Raw genomic sequence first — 19570 nt, 5'->3', positions numbered from 1 at the left:
TTACTTTTTCTATGTCACAGCTTTTTCGGATTAATTCACAATTTGGTTTTTATGGAAAAACTTATCAAGATTCTGATAGTTGATGACGATGAAGTCGATCGCATGGCAGTCAAACGCTCCCTCAAGTCTGCTGGGGTTTTGGTAGAAATTACTGAAGCCGAAGACTGCGCCGATACCCTAGCAAAACTCTCGATCGACCAAAATTATAGCACAGCCGCGAAACTCTCGCCTCCCGATAAATCTCAACAGTTAAGCGAGGTTGAGACGCCCGAAAAAGCGCTGCCATTAAATCAGATATTTGATTGCAAATTTGACTGCGTATTCCTAGACTACCGCTTGCCAGACGGAGACGGACTGACTTTGGTAAAAAATGTACGGGAAGCTGGGCTGAAAGTTCCCTTAATTGTACTTACCGGGCAAGGCGACGAACAAATTGCTGTGGAATTGATGAAGGCGGGAGCTTCTGATTATATCGCTAAAGGCAAGATGTCTCCCGAGAGTTTGTCGCGCAGTTTGCACAATGCCCTTCGCGTTTACCGCGCCGAATCTCAGGCGTTTTATGCAAGTCAAAAACTTAAGGAAAGCGAGGAACGGTACAGATTAGTTTTAGAGGGAGTGAACGACGGAATTTGGGATTGGGATTTAACTAAAAATGAGGTTTATTGGAACGATCGCCTTTTGGAAATTATCGGTTTGGTGCGAGATCAATTTGGCAGCACTATGGATGCTCTCTACAGCCGCCTGCACCCCGAGGACAAGGACGGTATCGTCCGGGCGATCGCAGCTCATCTAGAACAAGCGATCGACTACAATGTAGAATTCCGGCTGCTGCACTCCTCTGGTGCTTACCGCCACTGCACTTCTCAGGGCAAAGCTCAGCGGAATTCCCAAGGAAAAGCGCTGCGGATGGCCGGCATGATTAGCGATATTACCGATCGAAAACTTGCCGAAGATGCCCTAGAAAGAGAACGGCAGCAACTGAAACAAATTATTACCTGCGTGCCCGTAGCAATGGCGATGTTCGATACCCAAATGCGCTATTTAGCTAACTCTCACAAATGGCTGACTCAATTTAATTTTGAGTGGCAGTCCCTGACCAACCTCAGTCATTACGAATTGTTTCCAGATACGCCGAATCGCTGGAAAATGATGTATCAAGAAGTGTTAAAGGGTGAAGTAGTTTCAGTGAGCGAAGATGCTTGGGAACGAGCAGACGGCTCTGTGATGTACCTGCGCTGGGCAGCTCACCCTTGGTACGATCCCGACGGCAAAGTGGGGGGAATTGTGATGGTGGCAGACAAAATTAATGAGTTGGTGGAAGCCCGGGAAACAGCCCTGAAAGCAAGCCAGGTTAAGTCGCAATTCTTGGCGAACATGAGTCACGAAATTCGCACTCCGATGAATGGGGTTTTGGGCATGGCTCAATTGCTGCTGCGCGCTCCTCTGGAACCAAAACAGCGGGAGTCGGCTCAGACTATTTACCGCAGTGCCGAACATTTGCTGAGCGTGATTAATGATATCCTCGATTTTTCTAAGATAGAAGCCGGAGAAATGCGGCTGGAAAAGGCAGATTTTGATTTGGATAGCTGCCTGGAATCGGTGATAGAAATGGTGGCGCCTTTGGCAGAGGAAAAAAATCTTGAATTGGATTTTTTAATTGACAGTGCGGTGCCTAAAAAGTTGGTGGGCGACTCGGGCAGGCTGAAGCAAATATTGCTTAATTTGACGGGAAATGCGATCAAATTCACCGATCGCGGTCAAGTATTAGTTCACGTGAGTGTCAAGCGGGGCGATCGATTGGCAGACGGCAGACAACAGGAAAATTTGCTATTTTCGGTGCGCGATACAGGCATTGGAATTTCGCCGGAAGGGCAGACAAAACTGTTCCAATCTTTTTCTCAGGTAGACGCTTCTCCGACTAGGGCTTACGGCGGCACGGGTTTGGGTTTGGCTATTTGCAAGCAGTTAGTCGAAATGATGGGAGGTGCCATTGGGGTTCGCAGTCTTCTCGATGGCGGTTCGACTTTTTGGTTTGCTGTACCTTTGGAAAAACAGTTGCAAGTTGAGCCCCAGACTGCCGAACTTGCTCTTAAGAAGCTGTTAGTAGTCTCTGCAAGCGCTTTGAGGAGGGCGGCGGTACGATCGCTCGCTCAAAGTTGGGGCGCCCGCTGCTACGAAGCAGAAACCGCTGCTGCTGCTTTGACTTGGTTGCAAAATGCCAATAGCAGCATTCCCGGGCATTCCGAGTTGGGGGAAAAATGCTGCGATGCGGTGCTTGTGGATTTGCAAATGCCGGATTTGGATGCTGAGGAATTTGGCCAGAAAGTGCGATCGATACAGTCAGTTAACTTGTTAATCGCCATGACGGCGCTGCGGGAACAGCCGAAAGCTGAAGCGCTTTGCAGTGTGGGTTTTAGCGGCTATTTGATCGAGCCGGTGCGGCCTTCGGGCTTGCTTGAGGCTTTGCGGGCTGGGGTTAAGAGAAGGGGAGAGTTTGAAAGCTTGGAGGCTGCTAATACTTGCAAATTGCCCGGAGTTAATTCTCAATATGTTGCTCCCAATTCGCCGTCATCGCTGAGAATTTTGCTGGCGGAAGACCACCCGATCAATCAACAAGTAATTGTCGAACAGTTGGCAGCTTTAGGGTATGATGCTGACTGTGCCGCCAACGGTCAAGAAGCGCTGGACTTGCTGGCAGAAAAAGGCTACGATCTAGTGTTGATGGACTGTCAAATGCCGGTACTAGACGGTTACGCAACGGCGCAAAAGCTGAGGGAACGAGAAAAGGGCGATCGGCATACTTTTGTGATTGCTTTAACGGCTCACGCTATGCCGGGAGAACGAGAAAAGTGTCTGGCCGCAGGGATGGATGATTATCTCAGCAAACCTGTGGATTTAGATGCTTTGGCGGTGGCGCTGAAAAAATATGAATCCCAAAATGTTGAGTTTAAAAATAAGTATGGAGTTAAAAGTATTAATTTGGCAGAAAATCCTCAATTAGAAACAAATTATCCAGAAGTTTTGGAAGCAGCAAAGCCTGTGGCTGTGCCCGCACCAAGGGCGATCGCACTTCAAGCTTGGGAACACGCAGACTGCGACGGACTGTTCGACAAAAGCAGATTGGAGCAACTCGGACGAGTTAATATTAAATTGCCCGAGCGACTCTTGCAAGCATTTGTGGGAAACGCGCAAGCTGATGTAGCTGCTGCCAAAATTGCCGCAGAAGCTAAAGATTGGCAAACTGTGGAATATCAAGCTCACCGTCTCAAGGGAACTTCTGCCAATGTGGGAGTTGCTCTCATGTCGGATTTAGCCGCCCAATTGGAGCATCAAGCCCGAGGCTTTCAATCTCAATCAGCGGCTTCGGGATTGTCAACGATTGAGGTGGTTGAAAACATATTAGCGAGTTTGTCCAGTCATTTAGCCAGAGTTCAAGAATTTGTGGAAACTCGAATGTTTGGTTAATGTGTTAGTCGATTGTAGTGGATCGCAGTCGGCAAGTGAAATCGCGCCTACACAAACTTTCGTCCACTCCAAGCGGACTAAGAAATTCTTTCTTTCTTCACTCTGTGTTCTCTGCGTTCTCTGCGGTTAATTAAAAAAAATAATTAATTTAGCTATGACCTACGATACCAATACAAACACTATTTTAGATAGCGAACCATTAGAAAACGATCGAGAACTGCTAACGCCTTTGATGGCTTTTACTCAAGAAGTGTTATTAGATGAAGAAGAGGCAGAGCCTCTGGATGTGCGTTACCAGGCTCTTCCTGGTAACGAGAGAGTTGCGGTGGATTGTATTGTGGAAAAAGTGGCTCGTTGCTGTCGAGAAAGCAAGGTGGGAAAAAAATTACCTACCGCTTTTTACATACACGTTTCCGCCTTGTCCGGACTCAATCCTGTTCTGGTAATCTACGAAAATTGTGCCCGACGCCATCTCGAAAATATTGAGGAAGCAACTTTAGTTAAATTTTCCCTCAATCAACCTAAAATATCTTATCTTTTTTATCCCGATTTCGATACAGACGCTCACCCTGCTTTGCAAACAAGCATTCAAATTAATCTCGCAACAGGCGAAGTTAAATATTTCGATTACAGCAACAGCGAAAATCCCCCGGTTTTGCACCGCAAAGAAACTTTTGTAACTGCGGATTATCCCAATTACGAAAAGTTTGCTCGGCTGACTCGCTGCGAAGAAGGATGGGGACTGCTTGACAATACTAGCGCGATCGGCACTCGCGACGGTTGGATCAAATATTTGGGATATTGCGGTGTTGAAATCCACGATCATGCTGTTGTCGAGCGTTTGAAACAGGAGAATAGCGAGTTATCAATTCCCAAGATTGAGCGGCACAAAGCTGCGATGGTGCGAAACTCTATTTCTAAACCTGTGCGTCTGGTTTTGGAATCGGATTTGTTTGTTGATGGGATGACTTTTTTTGATTACGGTTGCGGCTACGGCGGTGATGTTAAATGTATTGCAGAAGAAGGTTATGCTGCTGCGGGTTGGGATCCGTACTATCAGCCGGATACTCCGCGAATTTCTGCGGATATTGTGAATATTGGTTATGTAATTAATGTGATTGAATCTTTGGCCCAGCGCAGGGAAGCTTTGCTGAATGCTTGGGAATTAACTAAGAATTTATTGGTGGTGGCGGCTCAGGTTTTGATTGACGATCCGGATCGCGGTCAAATTGCTTACGGGGATGGGGTGATTACTTCTCGGAATACTTTTCAGAAGTATTACGAGCAGGAAGAGTTGAAGGTTTATATCGATCGAGTGTTGAGTGTTGATGCGATTCCTGTGGCTTTGGGAATCTATTTTGTGTTTCGGGATGCGGCGGAGGGTGAGGGTTTTCGGGCTTCTCGGTTTCGATCGCACTTAGCGACTCCGAGAGTGCGATCGCAAGTCAAGCGATTTGAGGATTATGAGGAAATGCTGGCTCCTCTGATGGGTTTTGTGAGCGATCGGGGGCGGCTTCCGGTGAAAGGCGAATTAGCCGAAGAAGCGCCGATTAAGGAGGAATTTCACAGTTTTAACCGGGCTTGGAGGGTGATTTTGCAAGCAACGGATGCGGATGATTGGGAGACAATCGCCGACAAGCGCCGCCAGGATTTGTTAGTATATCTCGCTCTCAACGGTTTGGGCGATCGACCTGCGATGCGCCGGCTTCCCGCTCAAATCCGCAACGACATCAAGGGTTTGTTTGACAGTTATCAAAAAGCTTGCACTTTGGCAGATTTAATGATATACAGTCTGAGCAAACCGGATATTGTGGCGGATTGTTGCGAGGATAGTGCGATCGGCTACAAACAGCACGGTTCCCTTTCAGTCCACGTCTCATTTTTAGAAGAACTAGACCCTTTGCTGCGCCTCTACGAAGGCTGCGCCAACCGCACAATTGGCAGGCTTGACGGCGCTACAATCGTCAAATTTCACGCTCGCAAACCTCAGATTTCCTATTTATTTTATCCCGATTTTGACACTAACCCGCATCCAGCCCTCCACACGGCTATGCACATACATTTGCGCGACCTTTCTGTCAGCTATCAAGACTATTCCGAGGCGTACAACCCGCCAATTTTAGTGAGAAAAGAAGCTTTTGTTACGGCTAGTTATCCCCATTACGAAAAGTTTGCGAAACTCACCCGCCAAGAGGAAAAGTTGGGGATTCTCGATGGTGGCGTCGTTAAGAAGTATCGGGAATGGGTGAAGTGTTTGGAGGAAAATTGCGTTAAGATTAAAGGTCATAAGTTGTTTTGGCGATCGGATGCCGATCCGGAACGGGTGAAAATGCTGCAAAAAGCTGCATCGGAACGCCAGCAGAAAAAAATTGAGGTTAATGCAGGAAAGATGGAAGTAACCGCAGAGGGCGCAGAGGGCACAGAGAAAGAGAAAGAATACGGAGAGGAAAAAGGTTCCGACTAAGGTTCGTAGTGAGGACTTTAGTCCTTCTTCAGGTTCGTAGTGAGAGTGAGGACTTTAGTCCTTCTTCCTCCATCCAGAGAGGACTAAAGTCCTCACTACAAAGGGCATAAACAGGTTCGTAGTGAGGACTTTAGTCCTTCTTCATTCATCAAGAAAGGACTGAAGTCCTCACTACAAACCGTGTCCTATACTTGTAGCTTAAGCAAACCTAATCTTCAAATAATCATCATCCATCTTCGCCCCCGAAGGTTGCAGCGCCGCTAAAGCTTGCGGCAAAACCATATTGCGGCGGTGATTCCCAATCCGAACATTCAACTCATCACCAGTTTTGCTCAACTGAATCTGATCCTTAGCAATTCCCGGCAAATACAGTTCTAGAACATATTGATTGTTGTCCTGCACAATCCTAATCGTATTTTCTTTGTAATAAACCTGGCTGGGATCTTCATCTTTGTAAAGCGTTTCTTTCAAACGTTCCAAGGCTGGCAAACCGCACAGTTCCTCAGAATAAAGCGGCACTTCTTTCACGGGAAGCGGCCGGAAATCATCGTGAATTTCCTGCTTGTACTCCTGCTGGTTTTCTTTCCAGCGCTTGAAAAATGGATCTGTTACTTCTTCGGGAATAATCCGGTTGGCTACGATTAAATCTGTGGCAACATTGTACAAACTCAAATAAGCGTGAGCGCGCAAAGACTCTTTAATTACCATTTTTTCGGGATTAGTGATTAACCTTACCGAAGTTACAGTATTGTCAGTTAAAATCTTTTCCAAAGCTTCGATTTGTTCGTAAAATTCGTAAGGTGCATCCATCACCTCTTTGTTCGGCAAAGAAAAGCCGGCAATTGGTCTAAAAATTGGTTCAACTAAAGGTCTGAGGGCAACTGATATGCCTTGGAATGGCTTGTAAAATTTTCTCATGTACCAGCCGCCAACTTCTGGCAAACTTAGCAGTCGCAATGCTGTGCCGGTGGGAGCAGAATCGATAATTAAAACATCATATATTCCCTCGTCGTAATGCCGTTTCATCCGCACCAAGCCGAAGATTTCGTCCATTCCCGGTAAAATGGCTAGTTCTTCAGCTTGTACGCCCTCAAGTCCCTGGGCTTTCAAAACTTCACTAATGTAGCGTTTGACTGCTCCCCAGTTGCCTTCTAATTCTCTGAGGGCGTCCAATTCTGCTCCCCACAAATTGGGTTTTACGAGTCGGGCGTCGTGTCCGAGCTCCATGTCGAAGCTGTCGGCTAAGGAGTGGGCGGGATCTGTGCTCAGCACTAGGGTTTTGTATCCCAATTCGGCGCATCGCAGCCCTGTAGCAGCGGCTACGGAGGTTTTCCCGACGCCGCCTTTTCCGGTCATTAATATTAAGCGCATTGATTCTTAAGCTCGCCTGCAAGTTCTTTACTTATCTATTGTAACGGAATGTAACTTTATGAGACTGAGACCAGAAAATATCAGTCCGTGGGGTGGTGGGGCGTCGGCTGGGGTGTCCCTTAGAGGCTTGATATATGATAGGGGGCGATCGATAAATCTTGTGAAGGGCGATCGCGCTTCACATGAAATGCTGTATTGGTATTGTTTGTGAGTTCCGCAGTCCGACAGGGGTTGAAAACCCCTGTCTCATAGCGAAAGTCCTCTGGAAGAGGACTAAAATCGATCGCACTTTCCGTCACAATCAGCAGTCGGTTTTTAACCTACTTTTGCTCTCTCGGCGGGGGTTTGAAACGAACGCCGGACTTTGGGAAAGCGCGCGGAAATCTAACACCGCGCCGGAAGCTTAATAAATGGGAAATCCTTAAGAAATGCCCAAAGATTGAATGAATAATTTACTGTAAGGTGCGGATTATTGTACCTGCGACAGCGAACCAAACAGCTCTTTTTCACCGAAGATAACTAATGTCTTTTGTTTAGAGCGAGGTTCTTGACTCAACACTTGTGAATGAACGGACAGAATGCTATCTGAATCAAAACGATAGAAATAGTGCAGGTCGCCACAAATCTCTTTTTCTAAACCTTGCAAATTAGGGTAAAATTCTAGACATGGGCGCGGTTCGTGACCAATTAAAATCACTTCCTGTGATATCAGCATTCTATCGAGATCGATGAGGTACATCCTGCCTTGATTAGAGCTAATCAGAATGCGATCGTCTGATAGGTAGCACATAGAGTAATCAAAACCATCGTCTAAATCTGGCCAAGGCCATTGGCATTTGCCTATGAGATTGCAATCAGGAAAACTGAACCGACTTAGTTCTCTCTCAGTATCATCGAGTACCAAGAATTCGCTACCTGCAGGGTGAAATTCTGGAGGACTCGTGTCAGCCAGACACGCAACCTCTACAGCATGAATTTTGATACCATCATCATAAAGCCAGTAGACTTGCTGTCCGTCTTGACCTGCGGCAGCCCAAAGGGCTAAAATTTGATTTTCTGGGTGCGGGTGAAACGAGAAGGAACTCCAGCCAAAAGGGTCTTGGAGCAAAAGTTGTCGCTGAATTTGCCACGAATTGGTATCGCGAATTTGAATCTCGACTTCCTCGCCTTCAATTAATTTCATGCACCAAAAACGCACGCCGTCTGCATCAAACCAGCAATCCTGAAATCCATTATTGTTATCCAGCCAATACTTAACAGGAGGGTTAGGTAGCTGGTGTTCGTACACTAGCTGGTTTTCGGCTGTCAAAATTGCTAAATGATTGCCATTTGCCATGATTGCTGCTAGTCGATCGCCTTTGGGACCGATCGCTAAACAGCTAATTTTGTCGGGAAGCTGGTATTCGTATTTTGGGGAGAAGTTGCGATCGAGTAAAGTGACTTTTTGGTCTTCATGAAGGGAGAAAATCCATTCGCAATTACTGGAGCGAGCTAGGTGTAAACCACCGTCAATTTGTTGTTCTGATTTTGGTAAAATAAGCATCAGGATATTTAGTTTTTAGTTGGTCTTGACATCATTTTGTAACTAATTATAATGCCCGATCGGTATTGTCTGCGCGTGCCGCAGTCCGACAGGGGTTGAAAACCCCTGTCTCATAGCGAAAGTCCTCTGGAAGAGGACTAAAGTCGATCGCACTTTCCGTCACAATCAGCAGTCGGTTTTTAACCGACTTTTGCTCTCTCGGCGGGGGTTTAAACCCCTGCCGGACTCATAGCGAAAGTCCTCTCAAAGAAAACTAAAATCGCGAATATTTTTCCTCACAATCCGCAGTCGGTTTCAACCGACTTTTGCTATGAGGCAGGGGTTTAAACCCCTGCCGGACTCATAGCGAAAGTCCTCTAAAAGAGGACTAAAATCGCGAATATTTTTCCCTCACAATCAGCAGTCGGTTTCAACCGACTTTTGCTCTCTCGGCGGGGGTTTAAACCCCTGCCGGATTGCGTCGAAGTGCGTAAAAAGCTGACACTTTTAATTCGCATTCTTCCCCCCCGCCTTCGGCGCGGGAACAGCAACAACCCTTTGCGGCTTCTTCGCCCCAAACATCCCAAAGAAATCGTGCAGCAAAATGTAAAAACACGGAATAATAAACAGCGTCAGCAGCGTCGCCAGGGACAAACCCGAAAACACCACAACCCCCAAAGGTTGCAGAAATTCCGAACCGTCTCCAATTCCCAAAGCTAGGGGAAACAAACCCAAAACTGTGGTGATAGTTGTCATCAAAATCGGACGCAAGCGCTGAGGTGCAGCCTTGAGAATTGCTGTCGCCCGATCGACCTTTTCATCTTCCAGAATTTGGTTGGCCAATTCTACCATAATAATCGCATTATTCACCACAATCCCCACCAGCAAAATCGCGCCCACAATCACCGTCGCGCCGATCGCAGTTTTAGTCGCATACAGCCCCAAAATCCCCCCAGCCAAAGCCAGCGGCACCGTCAACATAATCACCAGCGGATCCACAAGGGAATTGTACTGCACCGCCATCACCACAAACACCAAAAACGCCGCCAAAGAACCCAAAATCTTCAGCGAACTTTGCAATTCTCGGTTAGTTTCCGCCGCCGCACTCGGTATAATTCGCACGCCAGGGGGCAATTTTAACTGATCCAAAACAGCATTTACTTGTTTCAAAGCATCACCCAAACTCGCGCCCCTATTAATATTCCCAGCAATCAAGAAAACTTGGCGCTGGTTGAGCCTTTGAATTTCTCCCGGCGCTTTTCCCACTTCAATATTTGCCACATCGCTCAAGCGGATGATGCTGTTATTCCTAGCAGTTAAAGGGATAAACTTTAGTTCCGAAATTGACTTGACAGAAGCGCGATCGAACTGTACCCGCACATCAACTAAACGGTTGCCCCGCTGCAACTGCGTCGGCACAGCACCTTGAATTGCTGTCTTAATTGACTCGCCAATTTGCCTCGCACTCAACCCGTAGATTTCCGCTTGTTCCCAATTCGGGCGAATCTGCACTTCCGGCTGCTGCGGATCGGCATCCGGGCGAAAACGAGCTAATTTTACCTTCTCATCCAAAGTTGCCAAAATGTCGCGGCCTGCTTGCTGCAATAATTGTTCGTTGTCGCCCTGAAGCAGGATATCAATTTCCGCGCCGCGCACCGGAGAATTAGTCAACACCAAACCGCGCACATTTTCAGGAATCAGGCGCAAACGAGTCCTTTTAGGCAAATCAATTTTATTCAATTGTTGCGTCACTCGCTCTACATAAGCTAAGGTATTGCTGCCGGGTTTTAGGGTAATGTTGCAGCCGCCTCTGAGCAAATTCTCGATCGTATTATTGCCGAACAACAGCCCGCCCACCGTCGTCAAAGTGTATCGAGTTTCTGGTTGGCTGAGGATAATTTTCTCAGCTTCTGCCATCACTCTTTGGTTAGTTTCCAAATTCGTGCCGGCGGGAAACAACGCAAACAAGCGGGCTTGGCCTGTATTAATTCTGGGCAAGATTTCCTGGGGAATTTGACCTGCCATCACCCAACTGCCGCCTCCCAATACAATAATCGCTACTGCGACGATTATCAACCGCCAGCGCACTATCCCTGATAAAAATTTGCTGTAGCCTGCGGTAGCATTGGTAAAAGCGCGATCGAACGCCCGCAGCGGCCAAAAGTTGCTCAAACCGCTGGATACCGGGAGGGCTAGCAGTCGAGAAGCCATCATCGGTACAACCGTCAACCCGACAATCAGAGAAGCGGCGACAGCAAAACTGATGGTGAGAATTAATTCGTTGAAAAGCAAGGAAACTAAGCCGCCGATCAGCAAAAATGGCAGTACAGCCACTAAGTTAGTGATGGTGGAGGCAAATAAAGCTGATTCTAATTCTTGACTGCTTTTTTCGGCTTGCTGCATTAACTGCTTGTTGCTTAAGCGCTTGCCGTTGGTACTGTTTTTATTGCTGGTTCCTTCGACAATATTCTCCAGCATAACGATCGAGTTATCGACCACAATTCCCACGCCCAGGGCCAAACCGCCCAAACTAAAAACGTTGAGAGATAGGCGAAAAACTCCCATCAGGATAATCGCCATTAAACTCGCGAGGGGAATTGCCAAGACAATAATAAAAGTCTGGCGCAGGGAAGCGAGGAACAGCAAAACTGCTGCGCCAGCTAAAACCGCCCCGGTTAAACCGGAAAATAGAACGTTGCTAATCGAATCGCGGATAAACTTAGACTCGTCGAAGGTATTGATAATAGTCGTGCCTTCGGGAATTGTGCCGGATGCTTTTAATTCTTCGAGGCGCTGTTTGATGCCGTCTACAACTGAGATGGTATTCGCATCCGGCTGTTTTTGAACAGTAATTTTTACGGCTGGTTTCTGATTGAGAAATACTTTAACTCGCTCTTCTTCTGTCCCGTCAATGACTTTCGCAAAATCGCGCAAAAAAACTCGTTTTGGCGGATTGGAACCCGATGCTTGAAAAGAAATTTGTTGAATTTCTTTGGCGCTGCGAAACCGCCCGACGGTGCGGGTTAAAGGTTCCGCCGCTTCTTGCCGCAGCCGCCCGCCGGAAGTGTCGAGGTTGCGGGCTTCGAGGGCGTTTAAAACATCGGAAATACTGACCCCTAAAGATTGCAAGCGATTTAAGTCAATATTTACTTGAATTTCTTCTTGCACGCCGCCGGCAACGTCAACTGCTGCTACTCCTGGAATTACGTTTAGTTCGCGGGCCAATTCTTCGTCGGCAAATACGCGCAAATCAACTCCTCGCAGGGAGTTGGAAGTGAGGGCAAATTCGTAAACCGGTTGTTGGGAAGGGTCAGCTTTGAAGAGGGTGGGGGATTCAACTGTGTCGGGAAGTCGGTTGCGGATGCGGTTGACGGCGGCGGTGGCGTCGTTGAGGGCTTGGTCGATGTTTCCCCCGGGTTTGAAGAATAAATCGACGCTGACTTGTCCTTCGCGGGTACGGGAGAAAACTTGGATGACGCCTTCGGTGGCGGAAAGTCCTTGTTCGAGGGGGCGGGTAACTTCGTCTATGGCGACTTCTGGCGAGATTCCGGGGGCGTCGAGGCGGACGCTGATGCGGGGATAGGTGATTGAGGGTAGCAAGTCAACGGGCAGTTGGGTGATGTAGAAAAAGCCTAGGATGATAATTGCTAGTGTCAGCATGAGGATGCCGATGTGGCGGCGGATTGAGAGGCTGCTAATGCTGAATCCGGGTTTGTCGGAAGTCATGCGATTTTAGATTTTAGATTTTAGATTTTTAGATTTTTAGATTAGACGATTGGGGGTTATTCGATTTGAGATTGAAAAGTTTATCCGGTCATTGGGCCTGTGAAGGCATGAATCGGGGGATTGCGACCAACTTCTTTTCATCGCATTTTATTGTTTGTCGGGGGCGATCGAATATTTACACTCCGCTTTTTGCAATTATAATAAATTTTAATAAAATGTAAATAAAGTTTTCTTGAATATTCCTTTAGAGGTAGTCCCCCTCAACCGAAATTGGCATATAGCCTTTCGAGCTCTCATATGAGGTACGACTGGCCTGGGTGGGCATAGGAGATAGGGCATAGGGCATAGGGCATAGGGCATAGGGCATAGGGCATGCAAGCATACATCACCACGCTTGAGAACCGCTATTAAGTTGCGATGTGCTGTTGAATCTCTGTAAGGTATCACTATCTGAAACAGGCAAGATGCCTGTTCCACAATAAGGTTTATTTGTTGTGAAATATGTATGTTGCATTATCACAAATAGGAACAGGCAAGATGCCTGTTCCACAAGACTGTTTATTTATTGTGGAACAGGCATCTTGCCTGTTCCCTGTTCCTTCTTCCTTCTTCCTTCTTCCGACTTCACGCTTGACTTGTATCCGTTACATCCGTTACATCCGTTACATCCGTTACACAATCCGTTGCCGAACTTCATTTACTGTACTTGAGAGCCGTGGGCGCGCGGGTCTGAACTACTTGTTTTCACAGGCCCTGTGGGGGGAGTAAAATCAGAAACTTGACCGGAAGATTGCGAGTGAGGTAAGGGTTTTCCGGCAATTAAAGCCTCTAAGTTAGCTTCCATAATACTGCGCGGTGTTTCGCCGATCGTTTCTGCAACGCTGTTGCCTTTATCGTTCAAGTAGACAAAGTGCGGAATCCCATCTACTCGATATTTAGTGATTTCTGGCAGCCATTTGTCGTTGTCTACATTCAGCATAACAAAATTCATTGGTTCGGCATATTTCTGTTTGATGGCGCTTAAGTCCTTGGCCATTGCTTGACAGCTACCGCACCAATCAGCGTAAAATTCCATGAGTGTTGGCTTGCCGTTTGTTAAGGCTGTTTCTATCGGTGCGGAGGCTTTTGCCATTTCGGTGAGACTGCTTGATGGCGTTTGAGTTCGCACTCCCAAAAAGATAGATACTGAAAGGGCGATCGCTGCTAATACGATCAATAAGTTTCTGACGCGCGCGGCGGCGTTTATTTCCGAATCTTTGGGGGCGGCGGCAGGAGTTGAGTTGGGCGAATTAAGACTCATAAAATAAATTGGGATCTAATTTCTATGTTTTTATTTTTAATAACAGATACAGATTATACCACATTTTGAGATAATCAGACCAATCTCATCAAAAATTTGGCTGATGCCAGTAATTAGAGCAAGTGCGCTAAAACAATAAGATAAGAAAGATTGTGTTTGTAAATTACTGAGGTAAAAGTGAAAAAACGGGTAACGCTGACGTTTCCCCAACGATCGATCCAAATGCCTGTCACTTACCGACTGGCCAAGGATTTTAATGTTGCAGCCAACATTATCCGCGCTCAGGTGGCTCCGAATCAAGTGGGCAAGCTGGTGCTAGAGTTATCAGGGGACATTGACCAACTAGAAGCTGCGATCGACTGGATGCGATCGCAAAACATCGGCGTTTCCCTAGCCAGCAGGGAAATTCTCATCGATGAAGATACCTGCGTTCACTGCGGCTTGTGCACGGGGGTTTGCCCGACAGAAGCCTTGACCCTTGACCCGGAAAGCTTTAAACTAACGTTTGCTCGATCGCGCTGTATCGTCTGCGAGCAGTGCATCCCTACTTGTCCGGTGCAAGCTATTTCTACTAACCTCTAAGCCCGCACACAAATTTATCGGGGTCAGCCGATTTTAGATTTTAGATTTTAGATTTTAGATTTACTCCACAAATGAATCTGGGAGATTAAACAAAAGTCTAAAATTTTGGAATCGACCCAGATGAGTGTCGGCAAGCAAGTAACGGTTTTTGGGCGGGGTCATCTTTATGTTGCTTGGTTCCCCTAATTTGTATGTCGGTTGACTACTCCTCTGCCTTGCAGCTTGAGGATTCTTTAAAAGGAGTTATCCACCGTTGGACATTGCTCGTACCCAAACTCCCAAGACCGTAGTTACTCGATAAGAGCGTGTCTGGCGATAGGCGTGCCAATTGCCACTACTCTGTCCGGCGTTGTCACCATTCAGGCTACTTGTAAATATTTTTGCTGCACTCACTCAAAGTCATTATTTGTGGGGGCTGGGGCTAGAGTGCTACGCACCAAACGGATCGTTTCGAGCCGTCGTCTTTTAACTAAGCTGTCCCGCCAACAGGGTGTTTCACCCAACTTTTAAGGTCAAGGTGGCTGCCTTAATTTTAATCTCAAGTCCACAACAATGTAAAGCCGTCTTAGAAGGACGGGGTTTCTACCCAATTTTCTGATGAAAAGAAACTCTTGGTTTTCCTTGACTCTACTTTTTGTTACTTATTTCATTTTTGGCTGGAAATTATCTGAATTTGATATTCCCCCGCACCTGACTTGGTTTTTCGCCGTAGCTGCCATTTTAGTGTTAGCCATTGCCTTGTCGTTCCCGCTGAAGGACACAAGAAAATGGCTGATGCGCTGGATTTCGAGTGATGCTGGGGCTTTTATTTCGATTATTGTAGGAGCTTTTTTGGCAGTTATAGTTGTTACCTGGATGCACCTTTTTGTGACGGTTTTAGTTTTGACTTCAGCCGGAGCTTTGGCAAGACTGGATATTCAACTATTTGGTCATCAAAGATGGCGGACTTTTGCGATATTAGCTACTATTTCTTTAACCGGTGTGGGGTTGGGCGGAACGATCGAGTTTTTGTCAAGAACAGGCAGGCTAGTATTGCCTTAATGGGGAACGGGCAATTCACCCAACAAAATTCTACCGCTCGCAACGGATATTTAGCCGCCAACTCTCCGATCGCTCATCAATAAATACCTATCGGTTTTTTCAATACCCCACCGCCCCCCGACTAAGGCTTTCGCGCCTTACTAGCAGTTTTCAACCTGAGGTACAGCTTCCCAATGACCGATTACCAATTACCTATTACCAATTACCTATTACCAATTCCCAATTCCCCATTACGGAGGAACCTGGAGTGCAACTAAAAACCGCTATGGCACTATCGATGTGTAGCGACAGTTGTTCAAAATCTTATTCCCAAAATCGAGTAAATCCGGCAGCCAAAAACTAAATCCCAATAAAAAAGCAGCTTTAGGGAGCTGCTCGTCAGAATGCATGAGGTATTGTTTTTAGAATAGGACAGGTTGAATTCGATCGATCTTGGGTTACATTTTTTGATACGAGAGAATTGATGAGTCAATGGACGATCGGGAAATCGTCACATAGGAGGATAGCATCGAAGCTAAATTTTCCGACAATGAGGTTAGCGTTTAACTGTCCTTGCGCCCTACAGCCCGACCGCGGTGGGGCCATTTTATTTTTAGAGAGAACTCAATAGCGACTTTAACGCATCAGACGAGTCTGCCATGAGTTTTTGCACAAAAGCTCCATCGCTTAATCCTCACACTTATTGACACTCCCCAGCCTAAAGGCATGGGGATTCTTAATTCATCGACTGACCTTTAAGCGCTATGTCCTGATGGCAATTCTTAAACCTTTCAACCGTACAAAAGTACCAATTGACGAGCTTAACTCACAGCAACCCCAGAGGGTCTATCTCCAAAAGCGTACTAGGATACTAACCTAGAGTTTGGGTATGCCCTACCCTACCTAACAAACGAACTGAATTATTTGTTTTCTGGTAAAAAGAATACGTTGATTCTCTAGCTGTTTTAAGAGTTTTCGCTGCTCTGCGTCCAACAGTTTATGCCGAAAAGTGTGTCTCAACCATTTCACTTCGGGCAAAGGAGTTTAACCTTGACTACCAAAGTATACTACAAATACAAGCAAATACAAGCAAAATCCCAGTTTTTAGGAATGGAGCTAAGAAATTAAAGCCGTCCTAAAAGGACGGGGGTTTTCAACCCAATTTTCTGATAAAACTTACGCGCCACATTCATTCAAACCCGGTTGATTCGCAAATATTCGGTGGTAAAACCGACACACTCACCCAGAAATAAGTATTTTTACGGTATTCACAAGTCATCAAAAATCGGCTATTTTCCCAGAAATCTGCTTTATGACTGTCTCAATTGATATCAGACTCTGTTTTAGATCCGATCGAGCAACCGAGCCAGACGGTTAGGACGTTTTTAATTGTCGAAACCGTTGCTTTCTTCTTCCTTGTTCCGACTTTCCTCTTCCTTCTTCCTTCTTCCTTCTTCCTTCTTCCTTCTTCCTTCCTCTAGAACTTTTTTGATTTCCTCGATCGCCCGACGCGCCACTTCTTCAGGCCTTTCGCCTCCTGAAATGCCAACTCGGACATCTGCTTGAGCGTAGAAACGCTCTCGTTCGCTCAAAAGGCTTTGCAGCTTAGATTTGAGGTCTCCCTCCCGCAGTAGGGGCCGAGTGCTGTCCGATCGCAGCCGATCGTACAATTGGTCTACAGGCACATCCAGCCACACCACGATACCGTAATGCATGTTACCCCAATTTGTCGATCGGGCAACAATACCGCCGCCCGTAGCCACGATCGAATTTTGATAAGCAGCCAATTCGCCCAGGACTTTCGTTTCTAATTCCCGAAAAGCCTCTTCCCCTTCGCGATCGAAAATCTCAGCAATTGACTGATGAGCAACTCGCACAATTAATTCATCCGTATCAAAAAAACGGTATTTGAATTCCCTTGCCAAAATCCGCCCCACCGTAGTTTTTCCCGCACCCATCATCCCGACGAGATAGATATTAACTCCCCTCAACAAATCCACCGCCAAATCCTCCAATATTTTGCTATTTTTTCAGGTTAATCGGGCCGCCGCTGGGGCGATCGTCCTCATCAAATACATCATCCTCATCCAATCCCCAATCATCCTCTGTGTCTGCACTAGGATTTTGGGGGACTTGGACGCCACCCCCTGGAGGTATGGGCTCTTGCGGGGGAACCAGCACTCGATACTCTGCATCGTAGACAGACTCAGTTTGTCCCACTCCCGACTGGCTGGGATCTCGATAGCCGTAAGAGTATACCGAGCCCGCCCAAGATTTGCTTTTCGGTTCCTGTTTAGTTTCGTAAGCCCTCGGATTTGCCGCTGGAACGTCATTTAACGGAGGCCCGGCCGGAAAATCGCGATCGTCCCCCCAATCGTCATCGCTGCCGCCAGAGCCTGATTTTGAGCCATCAGAAACCCAATCATCTTCATCATCTGCGGCTTGAATAATTGTCGGTTGATTGTAATTCTTGGCAACAGGAGGGTTTGGAGTTTCTTGTTGGAAAGTCTGCGGAGTGTAACCTGCCGGTGTCCCGTACTCAGTTCGATAGGAAGTTTGGCTATTTACCGTCTCAAAATCGGGGTCAATCTCCTGTTTTCTGGGAGGGGGAGGAGGCGCGTAAGCTGTTCTCTTGTCTGGTGAGACAGCCTCACGGCTGCGAATGTCGCGGCCGCTGCGATCTCGTGTTTGAGATAGGTAATTTGAGAAGGAGAGCAAAGCAGAAATCAATAAAGATGTGACAACTCCCGTCCCCATGCTGAGCAAAATCCAGATAGATAAGGGTAAAGCGGGCGATCGAATTCCCAAAAATACCAGCGATAAAGCCGGCTCCACATTTTGTAAGGCAAAAATAGTTAGCCCTACCACAATCACTAGCAATAATACAGGACGCATATCAATAATATTGGGAATGGAGAATGGGGAATTGGGCATCGGCCAAACAGGGCATCGGCCAAACAGGGCATCGGGAATTGGTAATCGGCCAAACAGGGCATCGGGCATGGGGCAGAGAAAGCATTGGGCAGAGAGGGCATTGGGAAGAAGGCCCGCGCAGGGCATTGCTAATTAATCTGCCAACTAACCAATAACAACTAACCAATAACAACTAACCAATGACTGATGACTAATGACTCTTGACTAATGACTAATGACTCCCTTCGTCTTCCTTCCAGCGTTTGAGAGGAACGCAATCAATCCCCAACTGATCTAAAGCGCGAGCCACCACAAAGTCTACCAAATCTTCAATAGTTTGAGGATTGTGATACCAAGCGGGAATCGCAGGCACAATTCTAGCTCCAGCTTCTGCTAAGGTAGTCAAATTCCGCAGGTGAATCAAACTAAAAGGGGTTTCTCTAGGTACAATTACCAATTTTCTCCCTTCCTTGAGCTGAACGTCGGCCGCTCTTTCGAGCAAATCCGAGCTCAAGCCAGCCGCCAACTTGCCTAGTGTACTCATGCTACAGGGAATAATCATCATCCCTTGGGTGCGGAAGGAGCCGCTAGCAATATTAGCACCAACATCCTGCCAGGGATGGCACCGGAGTTTGCCAGAATTGGGTACTCCTGCTTGTTCTCGCCAGAATTCTTCTTGCAGAGTCGGTTCTGCGGGCATTCGGATGTTCTGTTCGCTTTGCCAAACGATGTAGGTAGATTTTGATGCTACCAGTTCGACGGGGCGATCGTCCTCCAACAAATATTTTAATGTTCGCACGGCGTAAATCAGTCCCGATGCTCCAGTCACTCCTACAATCAGCGGGTAGTTATTTGTCATTATTTTTCACGAATAAGTATGAGGCAAGAAGCAAGTAGGAATTGAGAAGAAGCAAGCACAAATAATATCAATTGTGATCGATGTCTTTCGGTACGGATTCGATATCTTTTGGGAATGGTTTCAATTTATTTCCCAACGGGTTTCGTTTTTTTGGGAACACGGCATTAAGGTTTGTATTGAGGACTTTAGTCCTCAGGAAAAGAAGGACTAAAGTCCGAACGATCAAACCAATTTTATTATTGCCATTCGAGTGGAAATAATATTATTAGTGACTAATGACTAATGACTAATGACTAATGACTAATGACTAATGACTAATGACTAATGACTAATGACTAATGACTAATG

The 19570-nt window shown here is 46.7% G+C and carries 13 protein-coding genes; 6 read left to right on the top strand and 7 right to left on the bottom strand.

Features of this window, described 5'->3' with window-relative positions; translation table 11 throughout:
- The first annotated feature begins 51 nt into the window (after positions 1-51).
- Positions 52-3465, top strand: a complete 3414-nt coding sequence (locus tag JGK39_RS18685) for a response regulator (RefSeq protein WP_293255405.1) — start codon at positions 52-54, stop codon at positions 3463-3465.
- A 154-nt stretch (positions 3466-3619) separates the two neighbouring features.
- Positions 3620-5929, top strand: coding sequence for a DNA phosphorothioation-associated putative methyltransferase (locus JGK39_RS18680; protein ID WP_293255402.1), 2310 nt, complete (start codon positions 3620-3622; stop codon positions 5927-5929).
- A gap of 198 nt (positions 5930-6127) precedes the next feature.
- Here the strand turns inward: JGK39_RS18680 and JGK39_RS18675 are convergent, their stop codons facing one another.
- Entirely contained in the window at positions 6128-7300 is a 1173-nt protein-coding gene (locus JGK39_RS18675; protein ID WP_293255399.1) for a TRC40/GET3/ArsA family transport-energizing ATPase, read from the bottom strand.
- A gap of 58 nt (positions 7301-7358) precedes the next feature.
- Here JGK39_RS18675 and JGK39_RS18670 point away from each other — a divergent pair, with 58 nt between their 5' ends.
- Positions 7359-7511 carry a hypothetical protein gene (locus tag JGK39_RS18670; protein ID WP_293255396.1) on the top strand — a complete coding sequence of 51 codons (153 nt, stop codon included), beginning with the start codon at positions 7359-7361 and terminating at the stop codon, positions 7509-7511.
- Positions 7512-7769: 258 nt separating this feature from the next.
- Here JGK39_RS18670 and JGK39_RS18665 read toward each other — a convergent pair whose 3' ends face one another.
- The 3 genes from JGK39_RS18665 to JGK39_RS18655 form a co-directional block, all read right to left on the bottom strand.
- Positions 7770-8843 (bottom strand): hypothetical protein, encoded by a 1074-nt coding sequence (locus JGK39_RS18665; RefSeq protein WP_293255393.1) that lies wholly within the window; start codon positions 8841-8843, stop codon positions 7770-7772.
- 486 nt (positions 8844-9329) lie between these two features.
- On the bottom strand, positions 9330-12548 hold the full coding sequence (locus tag JGK39_RS18660) for an efflux RND transporter permease subunit (protein WP_293255389.1): 3219 nt from the start codon (positions 12546-12548) through the stop codon (positions 9330-9332).
- Positions 12549-13245: 697 nt separating this feature from the next.
- Positions 13246-13848, bottom strand: a complete 603-nt coding sequence (locus JGK39_RS18655; protein WP_293255379.1) for a thioredoxin family protein — start codon at positions 13846-13848, stop codon at positions 13246-13248.
- Between the two features lie 177 nt (positions 13849-14025).
- Between JGK39_RS18655 and JGK39_RS18650 the strand changes: the two genes are divergently transcribed.
- Complete coding sequence (locus JGK39_RS18650) at positions 14026-14430, top strand: NIL domain-containing protein (RefSeq protein ID WP_293149705.1); 405 nt, start codon at positions 14026-14028, stop codon at positions 14428-14430.
- Positions 14431-15027: 597 nt separating this feature from the next.
- Positions 15028-15471, top strand: coding sequence for a hypothetical protein (locus tag JGK39_RS18645; protein WP_293255376.1), 444 nt, complete (start codon positions 15028-15030; stop codon positions 15469-15471).
- Between the two features lie 1364 nt (positions 15472-16835).
- Here the strand turns inward: JGK39_RS18645 and JGK39_RS18640 are convergent.
- Entirely contained in the window at positions 16836-17450 is a 615-nt protein-coding gene (locus JGK39_RS18640) for a shikimate kinase (protein WP_293255373.1), read from the bottom strand.
- A 22-nt stretch (positions 17451-17472) separates the two neighbouring features.
- The gene (locus tag JGK39_RS18635) at positions 17473-18345 is read right to left on the bottom strand and encodes a LapA family protein (protein ID WP_293255370.1); all 873 of its coding nucleotides are present in this window, start codon (positions 18343-18345) and stop codon (positions 17473-17475) included.
- 23 nt (positions 18346-18368) lie between these two features.
- Here JGK39_RS18635 and JGK39_RS18630 point away from each other — a divergent pair, with 23 nt between their 5' ends.
- On the top strand, positions 18369-18539 hold the full coding sequence (locus JGK39_RS18630; protein ID WP_293255367.1) for a hypothetical protein: 171 nt from the start codon (positions 18369-18371) through the stop codon (positions 18537-18539).
- Between the two features lie 56 nt (positions 18540-18595).
- On the opposite strand, the gene JGK39_RS18625 is transcribed toward JGK39_RS18630, so the two are convergent.
- Entirely contained in the window at positions 18596-19222 is a 627-nt protein-coding gene (locus tag JGK39_RS18625) for a flavin prenyltransferase UbiX (protein WP_293255364.1), read from the bottom strand.
- Positions 19223-19570: the final 348 nt, after the last annotated feature.

Source organism: Microcoleus sp. PH2017_12_PCY_D_A (assembly GCF_020738565.1).
Classification (GTDB): Bacteria; Cyanobacteriota; Cyanobacteriia; order Cyanobacteriales; family Microcoleaceae; genus Microcoleus.
This window is presented reverse-complemented; position numbering and strand designations above follow the sequence as displayed.

Bases quoted from the DNA above. Each gene is read 5' to 3' on its own strand.
- JGK39_RS18680 (WP_293255402.1), top strand. From the start codon at position 3,620: ATGACCTACGATACCAATACAAACACTATTTTAGATAGCGAACCATTA.
- JGK39_RS18665 (WP_293255393.1), bottom strand. From the start codon at position 8,843: ATGCTTATTTTACCAAAATCAGAACAACAAATTGACGGTGGTTTACAC.
- JGK39_RS18630 (WP_293255367.1), top strand. From the start codon at position 18,369: ATGGGGAATTGGGCATCGGCCAAACAGGGCATCGGCCAAACAGGGCAT.
- JGK39_RS18675 (WP_293255399.1), bottom strand. From the start codon at position 7,300: ATGCGCTTAATATTAATGACCGGAAAAGGCGGCGTCGGGAAAACCTCC.
- JGK39_RS18660 (WP_293255389.1), bottom strand. From the start codon at position 12,548: ATGACTTCCGACAAACCCGGATTCAGCATTAGCAGCCTCTCAATCCGC.
- JGK39_RS18655 (WP_293255379.1), bottom strand. From the start codon at position 13,848: ATGAGTCTTAATTCGCCCAACTCAACTCCTGCCGCCGCCCCCAAAGAT.
- JGK39_RS18670 (WP_293255396.1), top strand. From the start codon at position 7,359: ATGAGACTGAGACCAGAAAATATCAGTCCGTGGGGTGGTGGGGCGTCG.
- JGK39_RS18635 (WP_293255370.1), bottom strand. From the start codon at position 18,345: ATGCGTCCTGTATTATTGCTAGTGATTGTGGTAGGGCTAACTATTTTT.
- JGK39_RS18645 (WP_293255376.1), top strand. From the start codon at position 15,028: ATGAAAAGAAACTCTTGGTTTTCCTTGACTCTACTTTTTGTTACTTAT.
- JGK39_RS18625 (WP_293255364.1), bottom strand. From the start codon at position 19,222: ATGACAAATAACTACCCGCTGATTGTAGGAGTGACTGGAGCATCGGGA.
- JGK39_RS18685 (WP_293255405.1), top strand. From the start codon at position 52: ATGGAAAAACTTATCAAGATTCTGATAGTTGATGACGATGAAGTCGAT.